General features: G+C 71.9%; 17 protein-coding genes and 2 tRNA genes. 11 read left to right on the top strand and 8 right to left on the bottom strand.

Translation table 11 applies throughout. From position 1 onward, the window contains the following. The first annotated feature begins 54 nt into the window (after nucleotides 1-54). The 3 genes from Q0283_RS14770 to Q0283_RS14760 are packed head-to-tail and all read left to right on the top strand — an operon-like array spanning nucleotide 55 to nucleotide 5344. A complete protein-coding gene (locus Q0283_RS14770; protein ID WP_183524682.1) occupies nucleotides 55-1314 on the top strand; it encodes an exonuclease SbcCD subunit D in 1260 nt (419 codons plus the stop codon). Continuing rightward, nucleotides 1311-4454, top strand: a complete 3144-nt coding sequence (locus Q0283_RS14765) for an AAA family ATPase (protein WP_183524685.1) — start codon at nucleotides 1311-1313, stop codon at nucleotides 4452-4454. The genes Q0283_RS14770 and Q0283_RS14765 overlap by 4 nt, the downstream gene beginning before the upstream one ends. Nucleotides 4455-4474: 20 nt before the next feature. Next, complete coding sequence (locus Q0283_RS14760; RefSeq protein ID WP_183524688.1) at nucleotides 4475-5344, top strand: transglutaminase family protein; 870 nt, start codon at nucleotides 4475-4477, stop codon at nucleotides 5342-5344. Nucleotides 5345-5414: 70 nt separating this feature from the next. On the opposite strand, the gene Q0283_RS14755 is transcribed toward Q0283_RS14760, so the two are convergent. The 8 genes from Q0283_RS14755 to Q0283_RS14720 all read right to left on the bottom strand — a co-directional run bounded on the left by Q0283_RS14755 (nucleotide 5415) and on the right by Q0283_RS14720 (nucleotide 15234). After that, nucleotides 5415-8639, bottom strand: coding sequence for an efflux RND transporter permease subunit (locus Q0283_RS14755; protein ID WP_298045341.1), 3225 nt, complete (start codon nucleotides 8637-8639; stop codon nucleotides 5415-5417). Between the two features lie 27 nt (nucleotides 8640-8666). Beyond that, entirely contained in the window at nucleotides 8667-10151 is a 1485-nt protein-coding gene (locus Q0283_RS14750; protein ID WP_183524694.1) for a malate:quinone oxidoreductase, read from the bottom strand. Between the two features lie 42 nt (nucleotides 10152-10193). After that, nucleotides 10194-11894 (bottom strand): ABC transporter substrate-binding protein, encoded by a 1701-nt coding sequence (locus Q0283_RS14745; RefSeq protein WP_298045340.1) that lies wholly within the window; start codon nucleotides 11892-11894, stop codon nucleotides 10194-10196. A gap of 94 nt (nucleotides 11895-11988) precedes the next feature. Continuing rightward, nucleotides 11989-12070 (bottom strand) — tRNA-Leu (locus Q0283_RS14740). 63 nt (nucleotides 12071-12133) lie between these two features. After that, nucleotides 12134-12610 (bottom strand): thioredoxin-dependent thiol peroxidase, encoded by a 477-nt coding sequence (gene bcp / locus Q0283_RS14735; protein ID WP_183524700.1) that lies wholly within the window; start codon nucleotides 12608-12610, stop codon nucleotides 12134-12136. Nucleotides 12611-12628: 18 nt separating this feature from the next. Then, the gene (locus Q0283_RS14730) at nucleotides 12629-14302 is read right to left on the bottom strand and encodes a M23 family metallopeptidase (RefSeq protein WP_298045338.1); all 1674 of its coding nucleotides are present in this window, start codon (nucleotides 14300-14302) and stop codon (nucleotides 12629-12631) included. Nucleotides 14303-14556: 254 nt separating this feature from the next. After that, nucleotides 14557-14632, bottom strand: a tRNA-Lys gene (locus tag Q0283_RS14725). 137 nt (nucleotides 14633-14769) lie between these two features. Continuing rightward, the gene (locus Q0283_RS14720; RefSeq protein WP_298045337.1) at nucleotides 14770-15234 is read right to left on the bottom strand and encodes a hypothetical protein; all 465 of its coding nucleotides are present in this window, start codon (nucleotides 15232-15234) and stop codon (nucleotides 14770-14772) included. Between the two features lie 129 nt (nucleotides 15235-15363). Here Q0283_RS14720 and ilvD point away from each other — a divergent pair, with 129 nt between their 5' ends. From ilvD to Q0283_RS14680, 8 genes are all read left to right on the top strand, one after another. After that, nucleotides 15364-17124, top strand: a complete 1761-nt coding sequence (gene ilvD / locus Q0283_RS14715; RefSeq protein ID WP_221243339.1) for a dihydroxy-acid dehydratase — start codon at nucleotides 15364-15366, stop codon at nucleotides 17122-17124. 433 nt (nucleotides 17125-17557) lie between these two features. After that, nucleotides 17558-19429 carry an acetolactate synthase large subunit gene (locus tag Q0283_RS14710; protein WP_183524708.1) on the top strand — a complete coding sequence of 624 codons (1872 nt, stop codon included), beginning with the start codon at nucleotides 17558-17560 and terminating at the stop codon, nucleotides 19427-19429. 3 nt (nucleotides 19430-19432) lie between these two features. Continuing rightward, nucleotides 19433-19945: an acetolactate synthase small subunit gene (gene ilvN, locus Q0283_RS14705; protein WP_183524723.1), complete on the top strand. Its 513-nt coding sequence runs from the start codon at nucleotides 19433-19435 to the stop codon at nucleotides 19943-19945. Between the two features lie 59 nt (nucleotides 19946-20004). Next, complete coding sequence (gene ilvC / locus Q0283_RS14700) at nucleotides 20005-21033, top strand: ketol-acid reductoisomerase (protein ID WP_183524726.1); 1029 nt, start codon at nucleotides 20005-20007, stop codon at nucleotides 21031-21033. A 153-nt stretch (nucleotides 21034-21186) separates the two neighbouring features. Next, a complete protein-coding gene (serA, locus tag Q0283_RS14695; RefSeq protein ID WP_010145504.1) occupies nucleotides 21187-22794 on the top strand; it encodes a phosphoglycerate dehydrogenase in 1608 nt (535 codons plus the stop codon). Between the two features lie 4 nt (nucleotides 22795-22798). Next, entirely contained in the window at nucleotides 22799-24430 is a 1632-nt protein-coding gene (metG, locus tag Q0283_RS14690) for a methionine--tRNA ligase (protein WP_298045334.1), read from the top strand. Between the two features lie 125 nt (nucleotides 24431-24555). Beyond that, nucleotides 24556-25683, top strand: a complete 1128-nt coding sequence (locus Q0283_RS14685) for a 3-isopropylmalate dehydrogenase (RefSeq protein WP_298045332.1) — start codon at nucleotides 24556-24558, stop codon at nucleotides 25681-25683. Nucleotides 25684-25862: 179 nt separating this feature from the next. Further along, nucleotides 25863-26966 carry a branched-chain amino acid aminotransferase gene (locus Q0283_RS14680; protein ID WP_029139351.1) on the top strand — a complete coding sequence of 368 codons (1104 nt, stop codon included), beginning with the start codon at nucleotides 25863-25865 and terminating at the stop codon, nucleotides 26964-26966. Nucleotides 26967-26990 lie beyond the last annotated feature (24 nt).

Here is a 26990-nt window from a genome sequence, read left to right as displayed (position 1 = left end):
GCCGGCCGTGGAGATCGGTCAATGTCGTCCACGACGCCCGATAGCGTTGGTCACATGCTGATCCTGCACACCTCCGACTGGCACCTGGGCCGGTCCTTCCACGGCACCGGCATGCTCGAGTCCCAGCGCGAGGTGCTCGCACAGCTCGTGGCCACCGTCGCCGACCGCGGCGTGGACCTGGTCCTGGTGGCCGGGGACGTCTACGACCGCGCCCTGCCCGCGGCGGACGCCGTGGAACTGCTCGACCAGACCCTGGCCGAGCTGAGCCGCACGGGGGCCCGGGTCATCCTCACGAGCGGCAACCACGACTCCGCGATCCGCCTGGGCTTCGGCGGTCACCTGCTGGACGCCGCGGGCGTGCACCTGCGCACCCGCACGGACCGGATCACCGACCCCGTGGTGCTGGAGGATCCCGCGGGCGGCCGGGTCGCCGTCTACGGGATCCCCTACCTCGAACCCCGGCAGGCCGGGCAGGACTGGGGCGTGGCCTCGGACCACGCCACCGTGACGGCCGAGGCCGTCCGCCGGGTGCGTGAGGACGCCGCCGAGCGCTTCGGCACCGCCGGCCGGGGCGGTCACGACGCCGGGACGGCCGTGATCGTCATGGCCCACCTCTTCGCCGCCGGTGGGGCCGGATCGGACAGCGAACGGGACATCGGCGCCTCGGCACCGGGCCCGGGCACCGCGGCGACCGACGGCGGGGGCGAGGGCGCCGGGGACGACCAGGATCCCACGGCGGTGGTCGGCACCCTCGGCCAGGTCCCCGTCACGGTATTCGACGGTCTCGACTACGTCGCGCTGGGGCACCTCCACGGGCGCCAGGCCATGGCTCCGACCGTGCGCTACTCCGGTTCGCCCCTGCCCTATTCCTTCTCCGAGGCGAACCACACCAAGGGCGGTCTGCTCGTGACGACGGCCGGCGGCGAGGTCAGCGGGGTGGAGACCGTGGACTGGTCCGCCGGCCGGAAGCTGGCCGTGCTGCGCGGGAGGATCGAGGACCTGCTGGGGAACCCGGCGCACGCCTGGGCGGAGGACCGCTGGTGCCAGGTCACGGTGACGGACCCGGTCCGCCCTCCGCAGGCCTACCAGCGTCTCAGGGAACGCTTCGACGGACTGCTGAACTTCATCCTCGAGCCGGAGGGATCCGCGGACCGGCAGCCCTCCACCTACGCCGCCCGGTTGGCCGCGGCGAGGACCGACCTGGACGTCTGCACGGGATTCGTCGAGCACGTGCGCCAGCGGCCGGTCAGCGAGGAGGAGGCCGGCCTGTTGCGACTGGCCCTCGAGGAGACCCGGACCGGAGGCGCCGCATGAGGATCCACTGCCTGCACCTGCAGGCGTTCGGCCCCTTCGCCGAACGCGAGGAGGTGGACTTCACCCTCCTCAACGACGCCGGACTGTTCCTGCTGGACGGTCCCACCGGTGCCGGCAAGTCCACGGTGCTGGCCGGCATCTGCTTCGCGCTGTACGGATCCGTCCCGGGGGACCGCACCCCCGAGTCCCTGGCCAGCACCCAGGCCCCGGTCGGGACCCGGCCGGAGGTGCTGCTCGACTTCACCGTGGGCGGTCGTCGCTTCGAGGTCCAGCGCTGGCCGAGATACCGCCGGCCGGCGAGACGGAAGCTGAAGGACGGCACCGGACTGACGGAGGAGAAGGCCGGTGCCGTCCTGCGCGAGCACCGCGAGGGCCAGTGGCGGGAGGTGTCCGTGCGCGCCGACGAGATCGGGCAGCTGCTGGGCCAGGTGCTCCACCTCGACGCCGACCAGTTCATGCGGGTGGTGCTGCTGCCCCAGGGCGAGTTCGCCACCTTCCTGCGGGCGAGGTCCGCGGACAAGGAGACCCTCCTGCGCAAGCTCTTCGGCACCGGGAGGTTCGACGGCGTCGAGGACTTCCTGGCCCGCCGGCACCGGCACCTCGAGTCCGCGGTCAGCCGGGACCGGGACCAGGTGGCCGCCGCCCGCGCGGACCTCATCTCCTGCCTCGCGGAGGGGCTCGGCGATGACTGGTGGGCACGCGGCGACGACGGCCCCGAGCCTGGTGACGAGGCTTCTCGCGAGGACGGGGAGGGAGCCGGGCTGACGGTGCCGGTGACCGGCCCGGACTCCGGCGGGGCCTGCCGGCCGCAGGACTGGACGGACGAGGACCTGGGCGCTCGCGGTGCCGCGGCCATCGACGCCGCCGTGGCCGGGTCCCGGGAGGCGCGCCAGCGGGCAGCCGCGGCCCTGACGGCGGCCCAGGAGCACCTCGAGGCCCTGACCCGCCGCCGGCAGGATCTGCGTCAGGCCCTGGCCTGGCAGGAACGGTCCGTCCGGCACGGGGAGCGTGCCGGACAGGTCGCCGAGGACCGCGCCGCCCTGGAACGCCACGGGGTCGCCGTGACCGTGGACCGGAGGGCGCGTGAGGCCGAGGCCGCCGAGGAGGCCCGCCGTTCCGCCGTGCTCACCCTCGAGGGAGCCCAGGCCACCGCCCTGGAGGACACCCACTGCCGTGCCTGGGCGGCCGATGCGGCGGACGGTGCCGAGGAGGACCGGTTCGAGGTCCTGCGCCAACGGGCCGAGCGCGAACTCGACCGACTGTCCGCTCGGGAACGGGACGCCGAGAGGCTGCGTGAGCTCGGCGCGGAGGTCCAGCGCCTGCAGTCCTCCATCAGCGCCCTGACCGAGCGAGCGGAGACCGCCGACGGCGAACGGCAGGCGCTGGCAGAGGCCCGGGGAGCCCTGCAGCAGAGGGTCGAGGACCTTGGTGCCCCCGCAGCCGGGATGGAATCGGCCCGGACCGCGATGGACGAGGCCACCGCCCGGCGGGAGGCTGCCCTGGCCCACCAGGAACACCGTGCCGGACTCGAGGCCGCCCAGGACGCCGTACGGGACGCCACGGACCGCGCCCAGGAGGCGGTGGATGCCTGGCACCGGGTGGTGGAACGCCGGCTGGCGGGTGCGGCATCCCTGCTCGCCGAGGAACTCCGGGCGGGCGAACCCTGTCAGGTCTGCGGATCGGTGGAGCACCCCGCCCCGGCGGCCACCGGCGGGACCGAGATCTCTGCCGAGGCCCAGGACCGGGCCCGACGGGCCATGGAGGAGGAGACCGCCAGGCGCCGGGCGGCCGAGGACGCCGTCGAGCGGGCCCGCGAGGCGGCCGAGCTCAGTCGGCTGGCGGCCGGTGGGCTGGACCCGGAGGAGGCCACGGCCGCCGTCGCCCGGGCCCGTTCGGCCCTGGACGCGGCGGAACGGGCCGCCGATGACCTCGCCGCGGCGCGTGCCGCCCTGGAGGACAACGACCGGGAACACCAGGCCCGGCAGGCCACCGTCGGGGCCGCCCGGCAGGAGGCCGCGGTGGCCCGCTCCCGGTGCGAGACCGCCTCCCGGGAGGCGGGACGCCTGCGGACCGAACTGGCCGGCCTGCTCGAGGACCGGGAGAGCCTGGCCGAGCTGCGGCAGGAACTGACCCGGTCGCGCGGACTGGTGGACGCGGTCATCGAGGCCGCACGGCGGGCCGCCACCGCCCGCTCCCTCGTCGGGCAGGCCGCGACCGGCCTGCGCGAGGAGCTCACGGCCAGTGGCTTCGACTCGGTCGAGCAGGTGCGGGCGGCCCTGCTGGACGAGGAGGACGAGCAGACCCGGTCCGTCCGCGTCCGGGACTGGGACCGCGAGGCGGCCGCCCTGGCGGAACTGGAGGCCAGCGCGGCCGTCGTCCGCGGCCGGGAGCTGCTCGCCGCCGGGACCGAGACGCCCGCCGACGAGGAGGTGGAAGAGCAGGCCGGACGGGTCGCGGAGGCCGAGAGGGCGCGGGAGGACGCGGCCGAGCGTGCCGGGGGACTGGAATCGGTGCAGCGCCAGGTCCGGCGCCAGGTGGGTGCCCTGGACGAGGTCGCCGCCCGATCGGCCGGCCAGCTGGCGGCCCTGGAGGACGCCGAGGGGTTGCTCAGGCTGGTCCGGGGCCAGGGCGAGAACACGCTGAGGATGACGCTGGGCAGCTACGTCCTGGCCGGACGCCTCGAGGAGGTCGTGGCCTCGGCCACCGAACGGCTCCTGGGCATGACGCAGGGACGTTACGAGCTGCGGCATGACGACGCCGCCCGGGGGCGGGGTGTCCGGGGCCTGGACATCACCGTCTTCGACCGGTACACGGAGGACGAACGGGCTGCCGGGACCCTGTCCGGGGGTGAGACGTTCATGGCGTCCCTGGCTCTGGCGCTCGGCCTCGCGGACACCGTGCAGGCGGAGGCCGGCGGCGTGGACATGGACACCCTGTTCGTGGACGAGGGCTTCGGCTCGCTGGACGCCGCCTCCCTGGAGGACGTCATGCGGGTCCTGGACGGCCTGCAGGCCGGTGGCCGGACCATCGGGGTGGTCAGCCACGTGGAGCGGATGAAGCAGGACATCGGCTACCGGCTCGAGGTCCTCAAGACCCGCCGGGGCTCGCACCTGCGGGTGGTCGTGCCGGAGCAGTCCTGACCGGACGGTACCGTGGAAGCATGCGCCGCCACGTCCGATCCACCCTGACCGTCCGGCCCTCCGAGGGCACCCGCATGGTCCTGGCGGTGGCCGCCGCCGATGCCGAGGGCATGGAGCGGGTGTCCGAGCGCCTGGACGTCCGCACCCCCGCCGGACGGCTGCCCGTCCGCGAGGTCCAGGACCACCACGGCGGGCGCCTGCACGTGGTGGACGTCCCGGTCAGCTTCGCCGAGTCCAGCGGGGCCATCGGCTGGGAGGACGACGACGAGTCGCCCACGGTCGCCGAGGCGGGCTTCTCCTCGGAACCGCCTGAACCGGGGACCGTCCGGGTCGACTACGCCTGCATCGTGGCCGGGCGGGAGGCCGAGCCCGTCGGCGACGAGGCCGACCTGATCCGGTACGTGCGCCCCTCCCGGTACGCCGAGTCGGACAAGCTCTACCCGCTGGCCGCGAGCCTGTTCCGGGACGTCGGGGGCATGGACCTGCTCCACGCCGTGGAGCAGTGGGTCAACGCCAACCTCCGCTACGTGCCCGGGTTCTCCCGCGGTACCGACGGCGCCGTGGACGCCTTCCTCTCCCGCCAGGGCGTGTGCCGGGACTTCGCGCACCTCGTGGTGGCCCTGCTGCGCGCCCGGAACGTGCCGGCCCGCGTGGTGGCCGGTTACGCCCCGGGACTGCGGCCCATGGACTTCCATGCCGTGGCCGAGGCCTGGATGGACGGTCAGTGGCACCCGCTGGACGCCACCCGGCTCTCGGACACCGGCGCCCTGGTGCGGGTGTCCACCGGGGCGGACTCCTCGGACACGGCCTTCCTGTCCACCGTGCGCGGCGGTCTGTTCCTGGACCGGATCAGCGTGGACGCGATGCTCGCCGACAGCCAGCCGGTCTAACCCCCCCCCACGGCTGGGCCGCAGTGGTCTGGGTCCGAGCGGCCAGGCCGCCGCGGTCAGCCCGCCGCGGTCAGGCCTCTGCCGTCTCCGCCCGGCCCCGCCGCCGTTCCACGGCGCCCTCCACGAGCCGGTAGAGCACGGGGACCAGCAACAGGGTGAGCAGGGTGGAGGACACCAGCCCGCCGATGACGACCACCGCCAGCGGCTGGGAGATGAACCCGCCGTGACCGGTGATGCCCAGGGCCATCGGGACCAGGGCCAGGATCGTGGCCAGGGCCGTCATCACGATCGGGCGCAACCGGTTGAGCGCGCCCTGCTGCAGGGCCGAGTCCAGCGTGTGACCGGGGCGGCGCCGGTACTGGTTGATCAGGTCGATGAGCACGATCGCGTTGGTCACCACGATCCCGACGAGCATGAGCATGCCGATCAGGGCGGGCAGGCCCAGCGAGGTGCCGGTGACCAGCAGCAGGGCGATGGCCCCGGTGGCCGCGAACGGGATGGAGACCAGCAGGATCAGCGGCTGGATGAGCGACTTGAACGTCGCGACCATGATCACGTACACGATGGCGACGGCGGCGAGCAGGGCCAGGTACAGGTCCCGGAACGTCTCCGCCTGCTGGGTGGCCGCGCCGCCCAGCTCGGCGGACGTCCCCTCGGGCAGGGACAGGTCCTCCAGGGCGTTCCCCACGCCGGTGGAGACCGCACCGAGGTCGTCCCCGTCCGGGGTGACGGAGACGATCGCCACCCGGTCGCCGTTGGAGGAGGACACCGAGGAGAGCACCTCCTGCCGGGAGACCTCGGCCAGTCCGGACAGGGCGATCGGGCCTGTCGCCGTCAGCACCTCGACGTCCCGCAGCTGTTGCAGCGTCGTGATCTCCTCCGGCTCGCCGATGCGCACGGGATAGTCGGTGTACTCCAGCCGGACCGTACCGGAGGGGACCGGGTTCAGGGCCGCCGCGGCCTGCGCGGCGACCGCCTCCTCGGTCAGCCCGGCCTCCGCCGCGGCCAGCCGGTCCACGTCGACCTGGAAGGTCGGGCGGGCCGCCGCGAGGTTCGAGGAGACCTCCCGGGCCCCCTCGACGCCGGCCATGGCCTCCATCACCCGGTCGCTGGCCTGCGCCAGCAGGTCCGGCGTCGGGGCCGAGACGGTGACCTCCACGTCCGAGGACGTGCCGAACCCGCCGGAGGTGGACACGGTGACGGAGCCGGCCCCCTCGAGACGGTCCAGCCGGGAGCGGGCCTGGTCGTGGATGCGTTCCTGGTCGGCGTCCGTGTCGGTGAGGACCGTGAACCGGGCCTCGTCCGCGCTGCCGCGCAGTCCCGGCACGAACCCGGCCGATCCGGCCGTCCACTGCACGTCCAGGACCCCGTCCACGTCCACCAGGACCTCCTCCACCCGGCCCGCGGCCGCCGTCGTGGTCTCCAGTGAGGTGCCCGGCTCCTGGGCGGCCGTGACGGTGAAGGTGTTCTGCCCCGTGTTGCCCAGCAGGTTCGTCGGCACGAGGGGGACCATGGCGACCGTGGCCCCCAGCAGGAGCACCGACGCGACCAGGGTGATGACGGGGTGCCGCTGGGTGCCCCGCAGCGCGGGCAGGTAGAGCCGCTGGAGCGGTCCGCGGGCCGCGACCGCCGGAGCGGCGGCGGGCGCGGTGCCGGAGGAGTGCCGTGCCGCGGGACTGCCCGGCCGCCTGCCGCCCGGGGTGCGGCCCAGGAACCACCAGGACAGCACGGGGACGATCGTCAGGGCCACCAGCAGCGAGGCCAGCAGCGCGATGGCCATGGTGATCGCGAAGGGACGGAACAGCTCACCGGCGACCCCGCCCACCAGGGCGATCGGCGCGAACACCGCCACGGTCGTGAGCGTGGAGGCCGTGATGGCGGTCGCGACCTCCCCGGTGCCGGACAGGATCGCGGTGCGCTTGTCCTCGCCGTTGCCCAGGTGCCGCTTGATGTTCTCCACCACCACGATGGAGTCGTCCACCACCCGGCCGATCGAGATGGTCAGCGCCCCGAGAGTGAGCATGTTGAGCGAGTAGTCGGAGACGCGCATCCCGATGAACGTCACCAGCAGCGACAGCGGGATGGAGATGGCCGTGACCAGGGTGGAGCGTATCGAGCCCAGGAACACCAGGATCACCAGCACGGCGAACACCAGTCCGAGCAGGCCCTCGACCAGCAGGGTGTCGATCGACTGCTCGATGAACGGGGCCTGGTCGAAGACCACCGTGATGGTGGCCCCGTCGCCGAGCAGGGACTCGAGCTCCGGGATCAGCTCGCCGATCGCGTGGGACAGTGCGACGGTGTCCGCGTCCGGGGTCTTCGTCACGGACAGTCCCAGCGTGTCCACGCCGTTCGTGCGGGTCACCGAGGTCGCGTCGTCGTCGCGGATCCCGACCTCGGCCACCTCGCCCAGGCGCACCGGTGCCGCCGAGGCCGGGGGCTCGGCCGGGACCGCGGGAGCGGACCCCGGTCCGGTCCCGTCGGCCCGCTGACCGGGCTGCTGCGGAGCGGGGCCGGCAGCGGCCGGTGGGGTGGAACCGTCCTCTGCGGACACCAGGACGACGTCGCGGACGTCGTCGAGGGACTCGACCGGCGCGCCGGCCTGGACCGGCAGGGTCAGCGTCCCCTCGGTGACCTGGCCGATGGGGAACAGCCCGACGTTCTCCTCCAGGGCGGTGACGATGTCCCCGGTCGACAGTCCGGCCGCGGCCAGTCGCTCCTGGTCCGGGACGACGGCGATGTGCTGGTCCGTGCCACCGGTCACCGTGGCGCTGCGGACGCCGTCGAGCTTCTGCAGCCGGGGGGTGACGAGGCGTTCGGCCTCCGAGCGCAGCTCGTTGAGCCCGGTGGCCCCGTCCGTGGAGCCCACCGCCATGAAGACCACCGGGAAGTCCGAGATCGATCCCGCGAACGAGCTCGTCTCGGTGCCGTCCGGCAGTCGTTCGGAGACGTTCGCCACCGCTCGGTCGACCTGGGCCCGGGCCCGGTTCAGGTCCGTGCCGTACTCGAACCGCAGGGCGATCGTGTTCAGCCCCGTGGTCGAGGTCGAGGTGGAGGACTCCAGGTCCTCCACCGCCTGCAGGGCGGTCTCCAGCGGCTCACCGACCTGTTGGTCGACGACCTCCGGGCTCGCGCCCTGCATGACGGTGCTCACCGAGACCACGGGCAGCTCGAGGGAGGGGATGAGCTCTTGCTTGAGCTGACCGGCCAGGAGCACGCCGAAGACGGCGGTGAGGACCGTGACGAGGGCGACGAGGGCGCGGTTGGACAGGGAGAAGCGTGCCAGGGCACCCATCGGTCGTCAGGCGCAGATGCCGGCCGCTCAGGCCAGCTTGAGTGCGGCGCTGGTCGCCTGCTCGACCTCGTTCATCAGCACCCGGTCCTCGTTGAGCTTGCGGCCCAGCGAGGGGATCATCTCCTTCAGCTTCGGGGTCCAGGCGTCCATCCGGGCCGGGAAGCAGGTCTCCAGGAGCTTGAGCATGATCGGGGCCGCGGTGGAGGCGCCCGGGGAGGCACCCAGCAGGCCGCCGATCGTCCCGTCGGCAGAGGTGACGACCTCGGTGCCGAACTGCAGCACGCCACCCTTCTTCGGATCCTTCTTCATGACCTGCACGCGCTGGCCCGCGGTGATCATCTCCCAGTCGCCCGCCTCGGCCTCGGGGTAGAAGTCCTGCAGGGTCTCGACCTTCTTCGTCTGGCTCTTGGTGACCTCGGTGATGAGGTACTTGACCAGGCCCAGGTTGTCCTTGGCCACGTTCAGCATGGGCAGAAGGTTGTGCGCACGCACGGACAACGGCAGGTCCAGGTAGGAGCTGGACTTGAGGAAGTTGGAGGAGAAACCGCCGTAGGGCCCGAACAGCAGCGAGCGCCGGCCGTCCACGAAACGGGTGTCCAGGTGCGGCACGGACATAGGCGGGGCGCCCACGGAGGCCTGGCCGTAGACCTTGGCCATGTGCTGGTTCACGATGGTCTCGTCGGTGCACTTGAGGAACTTGCCGGAGACCGGGAAACCGCCGAAGCCCTTGGCCTCGGGGATGCCGGAGGACTGCAGCAGGTGCAGCGCTCCGCCGCCGGCGCCGAGGAACACGAAGCGTGCGCGGGCGGTGAAGGTCTCGCCGGCGGCCTTGTTCTTGACCTTGAGCTCCCAGCGGCCGTCGGAGCCGCGGTCCACCGAGGTCACCTTGTGGCCGAAGCGCACGTCCACGCCCGAGTTGGACAGGTTGGTGGTGAGCTGGCGGGTCAGCGAGCCGAAGTCCACGTCCGTGCCGTTCGTCTGGCGGGAGGCCGCCAGGCGCTGGCCGTCCGTGCGGCCCTCGATCAGCAGCGGGGCCCAGTCGTGGATGACGGACGGGTCCTCCGTGTACTCCATGGTCTCGAACAGCGGCTGCGCGCTGAGGGAGGCGTGGCGGGTCTTCAGGTAGTCCGCGTGGTCGTCACCCCACACGAAGCTCATGTGCGGCAGCGGGTTGATGAAGGTCTTGGGGTCACCGAGCCGGCCCTCGTTGACCAGGTGGGACCAGAACTGGCGGGAGACCTGGAACTGCTCGTTGATGCCGATGGCCTTGGTGGGGTCCACCCTGCCGTCGGGTCCGAGCGGCGAGTAGTTCAGCTCGCACAGGGCCGCGTGACCGGTGCCGGCGTTGTTCCACGGGTCCGAGGCCTCGAGGCCGGCCTGGTTCAGGTTCTCGTACAGGGCGATGGACCAGTCGGGCTGGAGCTGCTGGAGGAACGTACCCAGCGTGGCGCTCATGATGCCACCTCCCACCAGGACGACGTCGTAGGTGGTTGGGGCAGTCTGCTGGCTCACGTTTCTCTCCCGATTTTCGAACAGTGGTCTGAGTCGACTTTACTACTGGGCCGGGGCCGGTCCGTCCACCGGGACGATCTGGTCGAACCGTTCGTCCAGCACGGGGGAGGTCGGGTAGGAGACCAGGGTGTGGCCCGTGGCGACGGCGGAGATCGGGTAGGCCAGGGGCAGTGCCGGCAGGTCCAGGGCCAGTGACTCCGCCGCCTTGCGGTACAACGCCGTCCGGTTCTCCGGGTTCCGGGCGGACACGGCGTCCGCCAGCGTCGTGATGACGGTCGGGTTCCGGTAGCCGAACTCCGCCGAGTCGTGGCCGAACAGCGGGGCCAGGAAGTGGTGCGGATCACGGTACTCCCCGGTGCGCCCGGCCAGGTGGAAGGCCCGGGTCCGGTCCGCCCCGAGCCGGTCCAGGTACCCCTCGTCCCACGGCACCGGTACGGGATTGAGCACGAAGCCGGCCGCGGCCAGGTCACCGGCGATCCGCGCGTACACCGCCTCGGGGGCGGGCAGGTAGGGCCGCGAGGTGTGCACCGGGTAGACGAAGTCCAGGGGCTGCCCGCGGTAACCGGCCAGCTCCAGCAGGCGGGTGGCCTCCGCCGGGTCGTAGTCGTAGGTGGTCAGTTCCGGGTTCGCCACGCCCAGGGACGGCGGCACGAACTCATGGGCCCGGGCCGAGCCGGCCAGGAAGTACTCCTCGACCAGCGCGCGCCGGTCGACGGCGTGGGCCACCGCCTGGCGCACGTAGAGCTGTCCCAGGATCGGGTGCCGGGAGTTCATCCCCAGGTACAGCACGGACAGCGGATCCCGCTGCAGGACCTGTGCCCCGCCCTGGACCAGGGGACGCAGGGTGTCCGGGGCGACGAAGTCGAAGGCGTCCAGCCGGCCGCGGCGCAGTTCCCGGAGCCGCTGACCGGCCCCGGGGACCACGGCCAGCGTCACGGGCCCGACGGCGGTCGGCTCACCCCGGTACCCGGCGTTCACCTCCAGCACCAGCCGGTCGCCGTCGTCCTGCTCACCCCAGCGGAACGGGCCGGTGCCGGCCGGCCGCGCCGGGGGCAGGCGGTCGGCCGGGGTGGCGGGCAGGGCATCGTCGAACGTCGCCCAGGACGCCGGGGAGCTGAGGGCGAAGGCGGGGGCCGTCAGCGCGGCGGGCAGGAACACGATGGGATCGCTGAGGACCAGGCTGACGGTCCGCTCCCCGACGGCCTCGCACGCCCGGTAGCGGCATCCGTCCTGGCCGGCGTAGCCGCCGAAGACGGAGGGGAAGGTCAATTGCGGCAGGGCGGCCATGCGCTGCCCGCCCAGCAGTTCGGGCAGGCGGGCCCAGCGCTCGAAGTTCGCCACCACGGCCTGCGCGTCCAGCGGGGTGCCATCCTGGAAGTCGACACCGGGCTGCAGGGAGAACGTGTAGCGCAACCCGTCGTCGGTGACCTGCCAGTCGCTGGCCAGCCGGGGGATCGGCGCACCGGTGTCCGGATCCACGCCGAGGAGGTTCTCGAGCACCTGCCGGGTGCTGCGGTGCGACTCGGCGTCCACGGCCAGCGCCGGGTCGAGGGTCCTCGGCCGGGACGGGACCCCGATGGTCACCGGCACCGTCGACGGCACCGGGGGAGTGGGTGCCGGAGGGACCGGCGCGGTGGCGTCATGGGGGGAGGACTCACCGCGGATCTGGGTGGCGCACCCGGTCAGCGGGAGGGCCAGGGCCGCAGCCAGGGAACTCAGCACGGTGCGGCGTGAGATGTCCACCCGGACGGGCCTCCTCGTCTGACGTGTCCTCCGGCTGCGACCCGCCCTGAGGAGGAGCCGGCGCAGGGACCGGACTGTCCTGGAGCACGAATCGTGCGGGCGGGGGGACTTGAACCCCCACGTCCGAAGACACTGGAACCTAAATCCAGCGCGTCTGCCAATTTCGCCACGCCCGCGCGCCCCCGCGGGCGGGGACAACGGCCCATCTTACCCGGTGCAGGGCCGTCACCGCCCGCCGGTCAGGCCAGTCCCAGGTCCCTGCGCAACTTGGCCACGTGACCGCTGGCCCGCACGTTGTACTGGGCGAGCTCCACGGCGCCGTCTCCGTTCACGACGACCGTGGAACGGATGAGTCCCTCGTAGGTGCGGCCGTAGTTCTTCTTCTCTCCCCATGCGCCGTACGCCTCGGCCACCGCATGGTCCTCGTCGGAGAGCAGCGGGAAGGTCAGGTCCTCGTCCGCGGCGAACTTCCGGAGCTTGGCGGGCCCGTCCGGGGAGATGCCGAGGACGGCGAAGCCCTCGGAGGTGAAGGACGCGAGGTTGTCGCGGAAGTCGCAGGCCTGCGTGGTGCAGCCGGGCGTGGCGGCGGCGGGGTAGAAGTACACGATCACCGTGCGGCCGGCGTAGTCGGCCAGCGAGACGGCGGTGCCGTCCTGGTCGGTCAGCGTGAAGGCGGGAGCGGCGTCGCCCGGTGCCAGGCGGTGTGGAGCAGTCATGCGGTCCACTGTAGGCGTTCAGCCGAGTGCGGTCTCGAGGAACTCGGCATCGGAGCAGGCGGGGAGGGACTCCAGCCACAGGGCCGAGGGCGAGACCTCCACGAGGGTCTCCTCGGTCACGGGCTCGGGTCCACCCTCGTCGTCGAGGACGGCGACGAGTCCGACGAGGTCCGCGAAGTCCCCGGTGAAGATCGTGGTGAAGTCCGGCCTGGCCTGCTCCGTGTCGTCGTCCAGGGGCAGGCACCACCGCGCCGCCTCCTCCTCGGTCAGCGAGACGGGAGCAGGGGGACTGGCCGGCACCGACGGTTCCGGTGCGGTGGGCTCGGTCGGCGACGGCGTGGGCGTGACGGGTTCGGTCGGCGACGGCGACGGCGTGGGCTGGGCGGGCTTGGTCGGTGTGGGCTGGGCGGGGCCGGGCGTGGTGGGCGTGGTCGGCGTGGGCTGGGCGGGGTCGGGCGTGGAGGGCTTCGTCGGCGTCGGCGTGGCCGGTGCGCTCGGTCCGGGGTGTGTCGGCTGGGCGGGTTCGGCCGGCTCCGTGGCGGCGGGGGTCCCCGGCGCGGCGGGCTTCGGTTTCGGGGTGACTGCCGGCGGAGTGGGCCTCGGGTGCACCGGCTTCGTGGTGCCCGAGGGCTTCGGGCCTCGCTCGGCCGGCCGCGTCGCCGTGGGCGTGGTGGGGGATGCACCGGGCGAGGCAGGCGTCCCGGACGGCCCGGCGGAGGGGGGACGCGGTGACCGGTCCTTTGCCGCTGGTGCCTCCGGGGCCCGGGCGTGATCACCCCGGGTCCCTGTCCGCGGGGCGGCCTCCCGGGCGATCGGCCCCGGCGCGGCCGGCTGCCCGGTCCGCGGGGCGGCCTCCCTGCGCTCCGGTGCGACGGCGGGCGCGTCCTCTCGCGCGGCCGCGCGGATGCGCTCCCGGTCCACCGCGTCCAGCGCCCGGGGCTGTCCGGCGACCTCCGGCAGCAGGTGCACCGGGTCGACGTACAGGCCCTCGAGGGTGGTGTCGAAGTGCAGGTGGCATCCCGTCGAGTTGCCCGTGGTCCCGGACAGGCTGATCGCGTCGCCACGGCCCACGCGGTCACCCGGGGAGACCAGGAGCCGGGAGTTGTGCCGGTAGGAGGTCACCAGCCCGTCGCCGTGGTCGATGTCGACGCGCAGTCCGCCGGTACCCCGTTCCCCGGCGGAGACGACCGTGCCGTCCGCGGCGGCCAGGACCGGCGTTCCGCAGGCCACCGCGTAGTCCAGGCCGATGTGGAATTGCGCGGTCGGGCCGACGTGGGTGGGGTTCTTCCGCCAGCCGAAGGCCGAGCTCAGGGTGAAGGGGCCGGCCACGGGGTGGTCGAAGGCTCGCCCGACCAGGGCCAGGGGCGCGGCGTTGACGTAGGGGGGGACCTCGCCGGCGTAGCGGTCGAGTGCGGCCTGCCCGGAGGAGGACTGGACCTGTCGCACCCGGGTCCGCTCCGCCGTGCCCTCCGCCAGGCCGGCCCGGGAGGCTGCCTCGACCACCGCGTCGGGAGCGGTCACGACGCCGGCGCCCGCATACGCGGATCGCTGCGGTGACGACGGGGCCAGGTAGGTCATGGCGCGCTCGGCGTGTGCACCCGGCACCGCGGCGCTCGGGACCATCCCGCCCGTGGCGGCCAGGACGACCAGTGCGGTGGTGGTGGCGAGTGCGGGCGCGAATCGTCGAGACACGGTGCTGGCGGCCTTTCACGGGGGGACCTGCGACACCCGACCCGGTGCCGCTACAGCGACATCGTGGCACGCTTCGGTGACGTGAGGTAGGCCTGGACGTGTACGAGGGGAGTGGGCGGGACGCAGGTCCCGTCGCAGTGCGTACGATTCGAGTGCGACCAGCGGACGACCCGCGTGGTCCCGGACCTCGCGGGGACACGAGAAGGCCCCGGTCACCTGACCGGGGCCTTGTCGTCTGCGATGGATGCGAGCTGTGGTGCGCCCCCCGGGACTCGAACCCGGAACCCATTGATTAAGAGTCAATTGCTCTGCCAGTTGAGCTAGAGGCGCAGTGTTCCGTGGACCGATAATCGGTCCGTGCAACGAGGAAAAACTTTAGCAGAGGTCGGGGGCGGATGCGAAATCGAGGGGCGGGAGATCTCCGTCACGGTCGGCCGGCGCCGCCGCGGGTGAGTCGAGGGGGTGGGTCAACAGGTCCGGTAGTACGACTCCAGGGTGTCCATGAAGTGGGACATGAACTCGTGGAAGTCCTCGGCGTCCGGTTCCTGGCCCAGGATGACCGTGCCGTCGTCCTCCGGCCCGGGTCCGGTGGGACGCAGGTTCTCCGGCAGCAGGATCCGGGGAGTGCCGCTGACCTCGAACCAGGTGCGGAAGCCGGTGACCGTCTCCACCTGGTACCCGCTGCCGGTGTCCGCCAGGGTGGCGACGTTGCCCAGGGAGACCGTGGCGATGTCCGGCCCCACGGGGACCTCGGGGAGGGCCTCGAGGTCGACGGGGCACAGCAACAGCTCCAGGGGCTGGTGCCGGTAGCCGATCACCCAGGGGTCGCCGGCGCCGGAGGGCTGGCCGTAGACGAGGTTGAAGTCCCCGTAGTTGAAGACCCTCGCGTCGAAGGCCTCCCGGAGCATGCGCTTGAGGTCTTCGCCGTTCATGACGCCCATTCTACGGACGCCGGTGACCTGCGGGGAGGCTCGCGGACGCCGGTGACCTGCCGGGAGGTTCGCGGGCCCCGGCCGTCACGTGCCGCGCGGCACGCCGGCGGCGGTCCTAGGATGGTCGCCATGACCACCCCCAGCGCAGACACGACCCTTCCCGGCGGTGCAGCCGGCGGGGCCGGCGGCGACGACGCCGCGGCTCCCGACATCAAGCCACGCTCCCGCGCGGTGACCGACGGCATGGAGCGTGCCCCGGCCCGCGGCATGCTGCGCGCCGTCGGCATGGGGGACGAGGACTTCGCGAAGCCGCAGATCGGCATCGCCAGCTCGTGGAACGAGATCACCCCGTGCAACCTCTCCCTGGACCGCCTGGCCCAGGCCTCCAAGGAGGGGGTGCACGCCGGTGGCGGGTACCCGCTGGAGTTCGGCACCATCTCCGTCTCGGACGGCATCTCGATGGGCCATGACGGCATGCACTACTCGCTGGTCTCCCGCGAGGTCATCGCCGACTCCGTGGAGACCGTGATGCAGGCCGAGCGGCTGGACGGCTCCGTGCTGCTGGCCGGTTGCGACAAGTCGCTGCCGGGCATGCTGATGGCGGCCGCCCGGCTGGACGTCTCCAGCGTCTTCATCTACGCCGGATCCACCATGCCCGGTTACGCCACCCTCGAGGACGGCACGGAGAAGCAGGTCACCCTGATCGACGCCTTCGAGGCCGTGGGCGCCTGCGCTCGGGGACTGATGAGCGAGAAGGACCTGGACACCATCGAGCGGGCGATCTGCCCCGGGGAGGGTGCCTGCGGCGGCATGTACACCGCCAACACCATGGCCTGCATCGGTGAGGCGCTGGGGATGTCCCTGCCCGGTTCCGCCGCCCCGCCGTCGGCCGACCGGCGCCGCGACGCGTTCTCCCGCAAGTCCGGTGAGGCCGTGGTCAACCTGCTGCGCCTGGGGATCACCTCCCGGGACATCATGACCAAGAAGGCCTTCGAGAACGCCATCGCCGTGACCATGGCGTTCGGCGGGTCCTCCAACGCGGTCCTGCACCTGCTGGCCATCGCGCGTGAGGCCGGCGTGGACCTCACCCTGGACGACTTCAACCGCATCGGTGACAAGGTCCCGCACCTGGGCGACCTCAAGCCCTTCGGCCAGTACGTGATGACCGACGTGGACAAGGTCGGCGGCGTGCCCGTGGTCATGAAGGCCCTGCTGGACGCGGGCCTGGTCCACGGTGACGCCCTGACCGTCACCGGCAAGACCGTGGCCGAGAACCTGGCCGGGATCAACCCGCCGGACCCGGACGGCAAGGTGCTGCGCGCCCTGGACAACCCCCTGCACCACAACGGCGGCCTGGCCGTGCTGAAGGGCTCGCTGGCACCCGAGGGCGCCGTGGTGAAGTCCGCCGGCTTCGACGCCGACGTGTTCGAGGGCACCGCCCGCGTGTTCGAGCGCGAGCGCCAGGCCATGGACGCCCTGGAGGCCGGCGAGCTGAAGGCCGGTGACGTGGTGGTCATCCGCTACGAGGGTCCCAAGGGCGGTCCCGGCATGCGCGAGATGCTCGCCATCACCGGCGCCATCAAGGGGGCCGGGCTGGGCAAGGACGTCCTGCTCCTCACCGACGGCCGGTTCTCCGGCGGCACGACGGGCCTGTGCATCGGGCACATCGCCCCAGAGGCCTCCGACGGCGGCCCGATCGCCCTGGTGCGCGACGGCGACCGGATCCGGGTGGACATCGCCGGCCGCACGCTGGACCTGCTGGTCCCGGCCGAGGAGCTCGAGGGCCGCAGGGAGGGCTGGGAGCCGGTGCCCCCGAAGTTCACCACGGGGGTCCTGGGCAAGTACGCCAAGCTCGTGCACTCGGCGGCCGAGGGCGCGTACCTGGGCTGACCGGTGCGCCCCGTGTCCGTGGACACGCCGGATGACCCGGCGTGTCCACGGAGCGGACGCCCGTCTCACGATGTGAGACCGTGAGAGGATGGATTGACGCCGGACGGCGTGCCTCGGGGATACTGGTCACCATGTCCAACATGCGACTAGTTGTCGTTATCCAGCGCGTGGCCTGAACTACGGTTCGGATCAGCGGGTCCGCCCGCCGCCACGCGCCAAACCCCGAGCGGGCCGACCGGCCGACGTCGGGGTTTATTTGTTGGAGATGCAAGCATGACGCTGGCCACCACATCAGCGCCACTGACTCCTCCGCCACTCCGGCGGACGCCGCGGGGGACACCCGCCGGCGGGCACCAGAGGTGACCGGGGTACCGCACAGGTACCCCGGATGCTCCAGTACAGCGCCAGAAGAGCTAGGCAAGAAGGCACAGCAATGAGTAACGGACCCCGGATCACCCCAGCGGTGATGACCTCACATGCATCCCGCGAGCCGCGGGACAGGAACGAGCCTGCGGGCGAGAGCCTGGTCCCCGGGCCGAACCGTGTCGTCGAACCGGTCACGATGACCGGGTCGCAGGCGATCGTGCGTTCCCTGGAGGAACTGGGCGTCACGGACATCTTCGGCCTGCCGGGCGGGGCCATCCTGCCCACCTACGACCCCCTGATGGACTCCCAGACGATCCGTCACGTCCTGGTGCGCCACGAGCAGGGCGCCGGCCACGCGGCACAGGGCTACTACCTGGCCACCGGCCGTCCGGGCGTGGCGATCGCCACCTCGGGCCCGGGGGCCACCAACCTCGTCACGGCGATCGCCGACGCCCACATGGACTCCGAGGCCTGCGTGTTCATCACCGGCCAGGTCGCCTCCGCGGCGATCGGCTCGGACGCCTTCCAGGAGGCGGACATCGTGGGCATCACGATGCCGATCACCAAGCACTCGCGGCTGGTCACCGACGCCCAGGACATCCCGCAGGCACTCGCCGAGGCGTTCCACATCGCCACGACCGGCCGTCCCGGCCCCGTGCTGGTCGACGTGGCCAAGGACGCCCAGCAGGCCCAGATGGAGTTCTCCTGGCCGCCGAGGATCGACCTGCCCGGCTACCGTCCGGTGGTCCGCGGCCACTCCAAGCAGGTCCGCGAGGCAGCCCGGCTGATCCAGCAGGCCGAGCGGCCGGTGCTCTACGTGGGCGGCGGCGTCTCCCGCGGCCACGCCAGTGCGGAGCTGCGGGAGCTGGCCGAGCTCACCGGGGCGCCCGTGGTCACCACCCTCACGGCCCGCGGCGTCTTCCCGGACTCCCACCGCCAGCACCTGGGCATGCCCGGGATGCACGGTTCGGTGGCCGCCGTCTCGGCCCTGCAGATGTCCGACCTGCTCATCACCCTTGGCGCGCGCTTCGACGACCGGGTCACCGGCCAGCTGTCCACGTTCGCCCCGAAGGCGCGGGTCATCCACGCGGACATCGACCCCGCCGAGATCTCCAAGAACCGTCCGGCGGACGTGCCGATCGTCGGCTCGGTCAAGGAGATCATCCCGGAGCTCACCGGCGCCGTGCGGGACGCGCACGCCGAGTCGGGTGCCCCGGACCTGGGCGAGTGGTGGACCGTGCTGGACCGGCTGCGCGAGACCTACCCGATGGGCTACGCCCCCACCGAGGACGGGCTGATGTCCCCGCAGAAGGTCATCGAGCGCCTCGACGCGCACTCCGGCCCCGAGGCCGTGTACGTGGCGGGCGTGGGCCAGCACCAGATGTGGGCGAGCCAGTTCGTCAAGTACGAGCGTCCCCACCAGTGGCTGAACTCCGCCGGCCTGGGCACCATGGGCTTCGCCGTGCCGGCCGCCATGGGCGCCAAGGTCGGGGACCCGGACCGCGTGGTCTGGGCCATCGACGGCGACGGCTGTTTCCAGATGACCAACCAGGAACTGGCGACCTGCCTGATCAACAACATCCCGATCAAGGTGGCCGTCATCAACAACTCCTCGCTGGGCATGGTCCGGCAGTGGCAGACGCTGTTCTACGAGTCCCGCTACTCCAACACCGACCTGAACACCGGCCACGACACCATCCGCGTCCCGGACTTCGTCAAGCTCGCCGAGGCCTACGGCTGCCTCGGGCTGCGCTGCGAGAGGGAGGAGGACCTGGACGCCACCATCGAGCAGGCCCTGGCCGTCAACGACCGCCCGGTCGTCGTCGACTTCGTGGTCTCGCGTGACTCGATGGTGTGGCCCATGGTTCCGGCCGGCGTGAGCAACGACGAGATCCAGGTGGCCCGGGACATGACCCCGGACTGGGACGAGGAGGACTGACCCATGGCACGACACACGCTGTCCGTACTGGTCGAGGACGTGCCGGGCGTGCTGACGCGCGTCGCCAGCCTCTTCGCCCGCCGCGCCTTCAACATCCACTCCCTGGCCGTGGGCACCTCCGAGATCGAGGGACTGTCCCGGATCACCGTGGTGGTGGACGCCGAGGGAGACCTGCTCGAGCAGGTGACCAAGCAGCTCAACAAGCTCGTCAACGTCATCAAGATCGTCGAGCTGAGCGCCGACAACTCCGTCCAGCGCGACCACCTGCTGGTCAAGGTCCGTTCGGACGCGGCCACCCGGTCCCAGGTCGTCCAGGCCGTCGAGCTGTTCCGCGCCTCCGTGGTGGACGTCTCCACCGACTCCGTGACCATCGAGGCCACCGGCGCGGCCGACAAGCTGGCCGCGCTGCTGGAGGTGCTCGAGCCCTTCGGGATCCGCGAGCTCGTGCGCTCCGGGACCATCGCCGTCGGGCGGGGCGGCAAGTCGATGACCGACCGCGCCCTGACCCGGAACTGACCTTCGGGTCCCCACCCACTTCCCGACAACCACCGAACAACACACCGAGGAGATCTCCTGTGACCACCAAGTACTACGAAGACGACGCCGACCTCTCGATCATCCAGGGACGCACCGTCGCCGTCATCGGCTACGGCTCCCAGGGCCACGCCCACTCGCTGAGCCTGCGTGACTCCGGCGTGGACGTCCGCATCGGCCTGGCCGAGGGCTCCAAGTCCCGTGCCAAGGCCGAGGCCGAGGGCCTGCGCGTCGTCTCCGTGGCCGAGGCCGCTGCCGAGGCGGACCTGATCATGATCCTCACCCCGGACCAGGTCCAGGGCGCCGTCTACCAGGAGCACATCGCCCCGAACCTGCAGGACGGTGACGCCCTGTTCTTCGCCCACGGCTTCAACATCCGCTACGGCTACATCCAGCCCCCGGCCGGCGTCGACGTCGCGCTGGTGGCCCCGAAGGGCCCGGGCCACGTGGTCCGCCGTGAGTTCGAGGCCGGCCGCGGCGTGCCCGCCCTGATCGCCGTCGAGCAGGACGCCACCGGCAACGCCAAGAACCTGGCCCTGTCCTACGCGAAGGGCATCGGCGGCACCCGCGCCGGCGTCATCGAGACCACGTTCACCGAGGAGACCGAGTCCGACCTGTTCGGCGAGCAGGCCGTGCTGTGCGGCGGCGCCTCCCAGCTGATCCAGTACGGCTTCGAGGTCCTGACCGAGGCCGGCTACCAGCCCGAGGTCGCCTACTTCGAGGTGCTCCACGAGCTCAAGCTGATCGTGGACCTCATGGTCGAGGGCGGCATCGCCAAGCAGCGCTGGTCCGTCTCCGACACCGCCGAGTACGGCGACTACGTCTCCGGCCCGCGTGTCATCGACCCGAGCGTCAAGGAGAACATGAAGGCCGTGCTGGCCGACATCCAGGACGGCACCTTCGCCAAGCGCTTCATGGACGACCAGGCCGCCGGGGCACCGGAGTTCAAGAAGCTGCGTGCCGCCGGTGAGGCGCACCCGATCGAGAAGACCGGCCGCGAGCTGCGCCAGATGTTCTCCTGGCTGAAGGACTCCGACGACGACTACACCGAGGGCACCGCGGCCCGCTGAGCCGTACCACCCCACCGGCGCCCGGGGTGATCCCGGGCGTGAAGGCGGCCCCTCGTGCACACGGGGGGCCGCCGTGCTTCCAGGTCCTAGAATCAAGATCGGCCGACCCACGTTCCGAGCCGGCGTCAATGTCTATCCGAAGGTGAACCTCCCGTGTCTGAAACCAAGCCCGTCGTCCTCATCGCTGAAGAACTCTCCCCGGCCACCGTGGACGCCCTGGGTCCGGATTTCGAGATCAGGACGACCGATGGTGCCGACCGTGCCCAGCTGCTGGCCGCCCTGCCGGAGGCCGACGCGGTGCTGATCCGCTCGGCGACGAAGATGGACGCCGAGGCGATCGGGGCCGCCTCCCGGCTCAAGGTGATCGCCCGGGCCGGCGTCGGGCTGGACAACGTGGACACCAAGGCGGCCACCCAGGCCGGTGTCATGGTGGTCAACGCCCCGACCTCGAACGTGCTGTCCGCTGCCGAGCTCACCTGCGGCCACATCCTCGGCGTCGCCCGCAACATCGCCCCGGCCAACCGCGCCCTGAAGGGCGGGGAGTGGAAGCGTTCCAAGTACGCCGGCGTCGAGCTGTATGAGAAGAAGCTTGGCATCATCGGGCTGGGGCGCATCGGCTCGCTCGTGGCCGAGCGGATGCGCTCGTTCGGCATGGAGATCCTCGCCTACGACCCGTACATCACCTCCGCGCGGGCCCAGCAGATCGGTGCCCGCCTGCTGGACCTGGACGAGCTGCTGGCCCAGGCCGACTTCATCACCATCCACATGCCGAAGACCCCGGAGACCATCGGGATGATCTCCGACGACCAGTTCGCGATCATGAAGGACACCGCCTACGTGGTGAACGTGGCCCGCGGCGGGCTGATCGACGAGGACGCGCTGAACCGCGCCCTCGAGGCCGGCACCGTCGGCGGCGCGGCCATCGACGTCTTCTCCTCCGAGCCGGCCATCGACCTGCCGTTCTTCACCCACGACAACGCCGTGGTGACCCCGCACCTGGGGGCCTCCACCTCGGAGGCCCAGGAGAAGGCCGGCGTGTCCGTGGCCAAGTCGGTGCGACTGGCCCTGGCCGGCGAGCTCGTCCCGGACGCCGTCAACGTGGCCGGCGGCATCATCCACGAGGACGTCCGCCCGGGCATCCCGCTGGCCGAGAAGCTCGGCCGCATCCTGACGGCGCTGTCCACCGGTGACTCGCTGACCGTCGTGGAGCTCGAGGTCGCCGGTGAGATCGCGGACAAGGACGTCAAGTCCCTCCAGCTGGCCGCGCTCAAGGGCGTGTTCACGGACGTGGTCTCCGACCACGTCTCCTACGTCAACGCCCCGGTCCTGGCCGAGCAGCGGGGCGTGGAGACCCGGCTGACGACCACCTCCGAGTCCCCGGCCTACCGCAACACGGTCACCGTCAAGGGCGCCACCTCCAACGGCACCCAGCTGTCCGTGTCCGGCACCCTGACCGGGCCCAAGCAGGTCCAGAAGGTGGTCGGGATCGACGGCTACGAGATCGAGGTCCCGCTGGCCGAGCACCTGCTGGTCTTCCGCTACACCGACCGTCCCGGCGTCATCGGGACCATCGGCAACGTGCTGGGCGACGCCGACGTGAACATCGCCGGCATGGACGTCTCCCGCCAGTCCGAGGGCGGCGAGGCCCTGGCCATGCTGACCCTGGACGCGGCCCTGCCGGCCGGTGTCGCCGAGCAGCTGGGCGAGTCCATCGGGGCCTCCAGGGTCGCCGGGATCGACCTGCTCGACCTGGAGCACTGAGCGCATGGCCCAGAGCTACTACCTGTCCACCGCCATCTCCTACCCGAACGGCGAGCCGCACGTCGGCCACGCGTACGAGTACGTGGGCGCGGACGTGATGGCCCGGTTCCAGCGCCTCGACGGCAAGGACGTGTTCTTCCTCACCGGCACGGACGAGCACGGCCAGAAGATGCAGCAGACCGCCGAGGCCGAGGGCATCACCCCGCTGGAACTGGCCACCCGCAACGCGGCGGCCTTCCAGCAGGTGGACGACGAGGTCCTGGACGTGTCCTACGACCGGTTCATCCGGACCACGGACGCCGACCACCGCGAGTCCGTCCAGGCCATCTGGCGGCGCATGGAGGCCGCCGGTGACATCTACCTGGGCAGCTACTCCGGCTGGTACTCGGTGCGCGACGAGCGGTTCTTCGGCGAGGACGAGACGCACGTGGGCGAGGACGGCGTGCGCTATGCGACGGAGACCGGCACCGAGGTGACCTGGACGGAGGAGGAGAGCTACTTCTTCCGCCTCTCGAAGTACCAGGAGCCGCTGCTGGAGCTCTACCGCAGCCGCCCGCAGTTCGCCGCGCCGCAGTACCGGTTCAACGAGGTCATCCGGTTCGTGGAGTCCGGGCTGGAGGACCTGTCCATCTCCCGGACCTCCTTCGACTGGGGGATCGACGTCCCGGCGCCGGCGGACGGCACCGCGAAGGGCCCGGACGGGCAGCCCGTCCAGCCCACCCTGGAGCACGTGATGTACGTGTGGGTGGACGCGCTGACCAACTACCTCACCGGTGCCGGATTCCCCGACACCGGTTCGGAGCGCTTCGCGCGCTACTGGCCGGCCGACCTGCACATCATCGGCAAGGACATCTCCCGGTTCCACTGCATCTTCTGGCCGGCCTTCCTGATGAGCGCCGGCCTCGAGCTGCCGCGGCGGGTGATGATCCACGGTTTCCTGAACAACGAGGGCCAGAAGATGTCCAAGTCGCTGGGCAACGTCGTGGCCCCGGCGGAGTGGGTGGCCCACTACGGGCTGGACGCCGTGCGGTACTTCCTGATGCGAGAGTTCCCCTTCGGCGCCGACGGTTCGTACAGTCACGACGCCGTGGTGGGGCGCAAGAACGCGGACCTGGCCAACAACCTGGGCAACCTGGCCCAGCGCTCGCTGTCCATGGTGGCCAAGAACCTCGGCGGCACGGTGCCGGAGCCGGGGGAGTACACCGACGCCGACCGCGCCCTGCTGGAGTCCGTCTCGTCCCTGCTGGAGACCTCGCGGGCGGACTACGCCGTGCAGGACTTCCACCACGCCCTGGAGTCCACGTGGGCCGTCCTGAACGACGCGAACGCCTACTTCGCCGATCAGCAACCCTGGGTGCTGCGCAAGACCGACCCGGAGCGGATGGCCACCGTGCTGTACGCGACGCTGGAGACGGTGCGCCGCGTGGCGCTGCTGGTCCAGCCGGTGATGCCGGGATCGGCCACGCGCCTGCTGGACCTGCTCGGGGTGGAGGCCTCCGGCGACGCCGGCCGCACCGGTGCCTCCGGTGCCGGGCCGCGGTCCTTCGCGGCCTGGGACGAGGCCCTGGTGCCGGGGGCCTCCCTGCCGGCGCCGGTCCCGGTCTTCCCGCGCCACGAGGAGCCAGAGGCCGGCTAGGACCAGCGGTGCGTCCAGGCTCCGCCGGTCGGCCGCGTCCCACGGCGGGACCGGTGCCTGTCCGCATGGTGGACAGTGTGACCACATGGTGGACCAGTGTCCCCGGGCGGGCCTAGCCTGAGAGCATGGAAAACGTCGCCGATACGGTTCGCCCGGCCAGCACCCAGACCGCCACCCGCTCCGTCCAGGACGTCCTGGACATCGCCGTCATCGGCGGGGACGGCATCGGGCCGGAGGTCACCGCCGAGGCGCTCAAGGTCATGCGGGCGGCCACGGAGGCCTCCGGTGACGCGGAGATCCGCACCACCGACTACTCACTCGGCGCGGCGCACTGGCTGCAGACCGGGGAGACGCTCACCGAGGAGACCCTGCAGCGGCTGCGCGCCCACGACGCAATCCTGTTCGGTGCCGTGGGCGCCGCCCCGAACGACACCCGCATCCCCTCCGGGCTGATCGAGCGCGAGCTCCTGCTGAAGCTGCGGTTCAGCCTGGACCACGGGGTGAACCTGCGTCCGGCGCGGCTCTACCCTGGCGTTCCCAGCCCGCTGGCGGAGCCCGGTGACATCGACTTCGTGGTCGTGCGCGAGGGCACCGAGGGGCCCTACGTCGGCAACGGCGGGGCCATCCGGACCGGCACGCCCCAGGAGATCGCCACCGAGGTCTCCGTCAACACCGCCTACGGCGTGGAGCGGGTCGTCCGCCACGCCTTCGCGCTGGCCGCCACCCGGCCGCGCCGGCACGTGTCCCTCGTGCACAAGCACAACGTGCTCGTGTACGCCGGGCACCTCTGGCGGCGGACGGTGGAGGCCGTGGCCGCGGAGTACCCGTCCGTCACCCACGACTACATGCACGTGGACGCCGCGACCATCCACATGACCACCGACCCCTCGCGGTTCGACGTGATCGTCACCGACAACCTGTTCGGCGACATCCTCACCGACCTCGCCGCCGCCGTCACGGGCGGCATCGGCCTGGCCGCATCCGGGAACCTGAACATCTCCGGCACCGCACCGTCCATGTTCGAGCCGGTCCACGGTTCGGCCCCGGACATCGCCGGACAGCAGAAGGCCGACCCCACCGCCGCCATCCTCTCCGGGGCCTTGCTCCTGGAGCAGGCCGGCCGCACCGATGCCGCCCGGCGCATCAACGAGGCCGTGTGGGCGGACATGGCCGCCCGCGGCCAGTCCGGCACGCCGCAGTCGGGACCGCGCACCACGGCGCAGGTCGGCGACGCCATCGCCGCCGCCGTCTGAGCGGCGTCGAGGCATCCCGCGTCTGAACCGCCCTCCGGGCAGGTCATATGATGGATGCACCTTCCCGGCGCATCAGCGGACCCGCTGGCCACCGAGAACGCGAAGCAACGCCCTGGGCGCGGCCGGCGCCGGCCTGCGTGGCACCCGGGGTACTACGAGAGAAGGAATCCGTCGTGTCCATGGAATTCGCCGTCCATCCCCAGTCCTCGCCCGTCTCCGAGGAGCGGCGCCGTGAGATCCTGGCGGATCCGGGCTTCGGGCAGCACTTCACCGACCACATGGTCTCCATCGACTGGACCTGGGGCGGCGACGGGCAGCACAGCGGCGGGACCTGGCACGACGCGCGGATCGAGCCGTTCGGGCCGCTGAGCCTGTCCCCGGCCACGGCCGTCCTCCACTACGCCCAGGAGATCTTCGAGGGCCTGAAGGCCTATCGCCACCCGGACGGCACCGTGTGGACGTTCCGGCCCCGGGCCAACGCGGCACGCCTGAACCGCTCCGCGCGGCGGCTGGCCCTGCCGGAACTGCCGGAGGAGGACTTCCTCGAGTCATTGCGCCTGCTGGTGTCCACGGACATCGGCTGGGTGCCGGACGGCGAGGGGCAGTCGCTGTACCTGCGGCCGTTCATGTACGCCTCCGAGGCATTCCTCGGCGTGCGCCCGGCCCACGAGATCGCGTACAAGGTCATCGCCTCCCCGGCGGGGAACTATTTCGGGGGCGAGCTCAAGCCCGTCTCCATCTGGGTGTCCCGGGACTACGCCCGCGCCGGTCACGGCGGCACCGGTGCGGCCAAGTTCGGCGGCAACTACGCCGCGTCCCTGGCCGCGCAGCTCGAGGCGTCGGCCCAGGGCTGCGACCAGGTCCTCTTCCTCGACCCCGTCCGGGACAACGCCGTGGAGGAACTGGGCGGGATGAACGTGTTCTTCGTCTTCAAGGACGGCTCCCTCGTCACCCCCGAGCTCACCGGCACCATCCTGGAGGGAGTCACGCGATCCTCCGTGCTGCAGCTGGGCCGGGACCGCGGGCTGGACGTCGTCGAACGGCGCATCACGCTCCAGGAGTGGCGCGACGGGGTGGCCGGCGGTGAGATCACCGAGGTGTTCGCCTGTGGCACGGCGGCCGTCATCACCCCGATCGGCCGCCTGGTGGACGGCGAGGAGCACTTCGACTCCCCGGCCGTCACCCCGGGTGACTCCGTGGCGCTGGACATCCGCCGTGAACTCCTGGACCTGCAGACCGGCCACGGCGAGGACCGCCACGGCTGGCTCCACCGGCTGGCCTGAGGACGCCGGGGCGCCCGGGACGCA

It is taken from the genome of uncultured Citricoccus sp. (genome assembly GCF_937871995.1).
Taxonomy (GTDB): domain Bacteria; phylum Actinomycetota; class Actinomycetes; order Actinomycetales; family Micrococcaceae; genus Citricoccus.
This window is presented reverse-complemented; position numbering and strand designations above follow the sequence as displayed.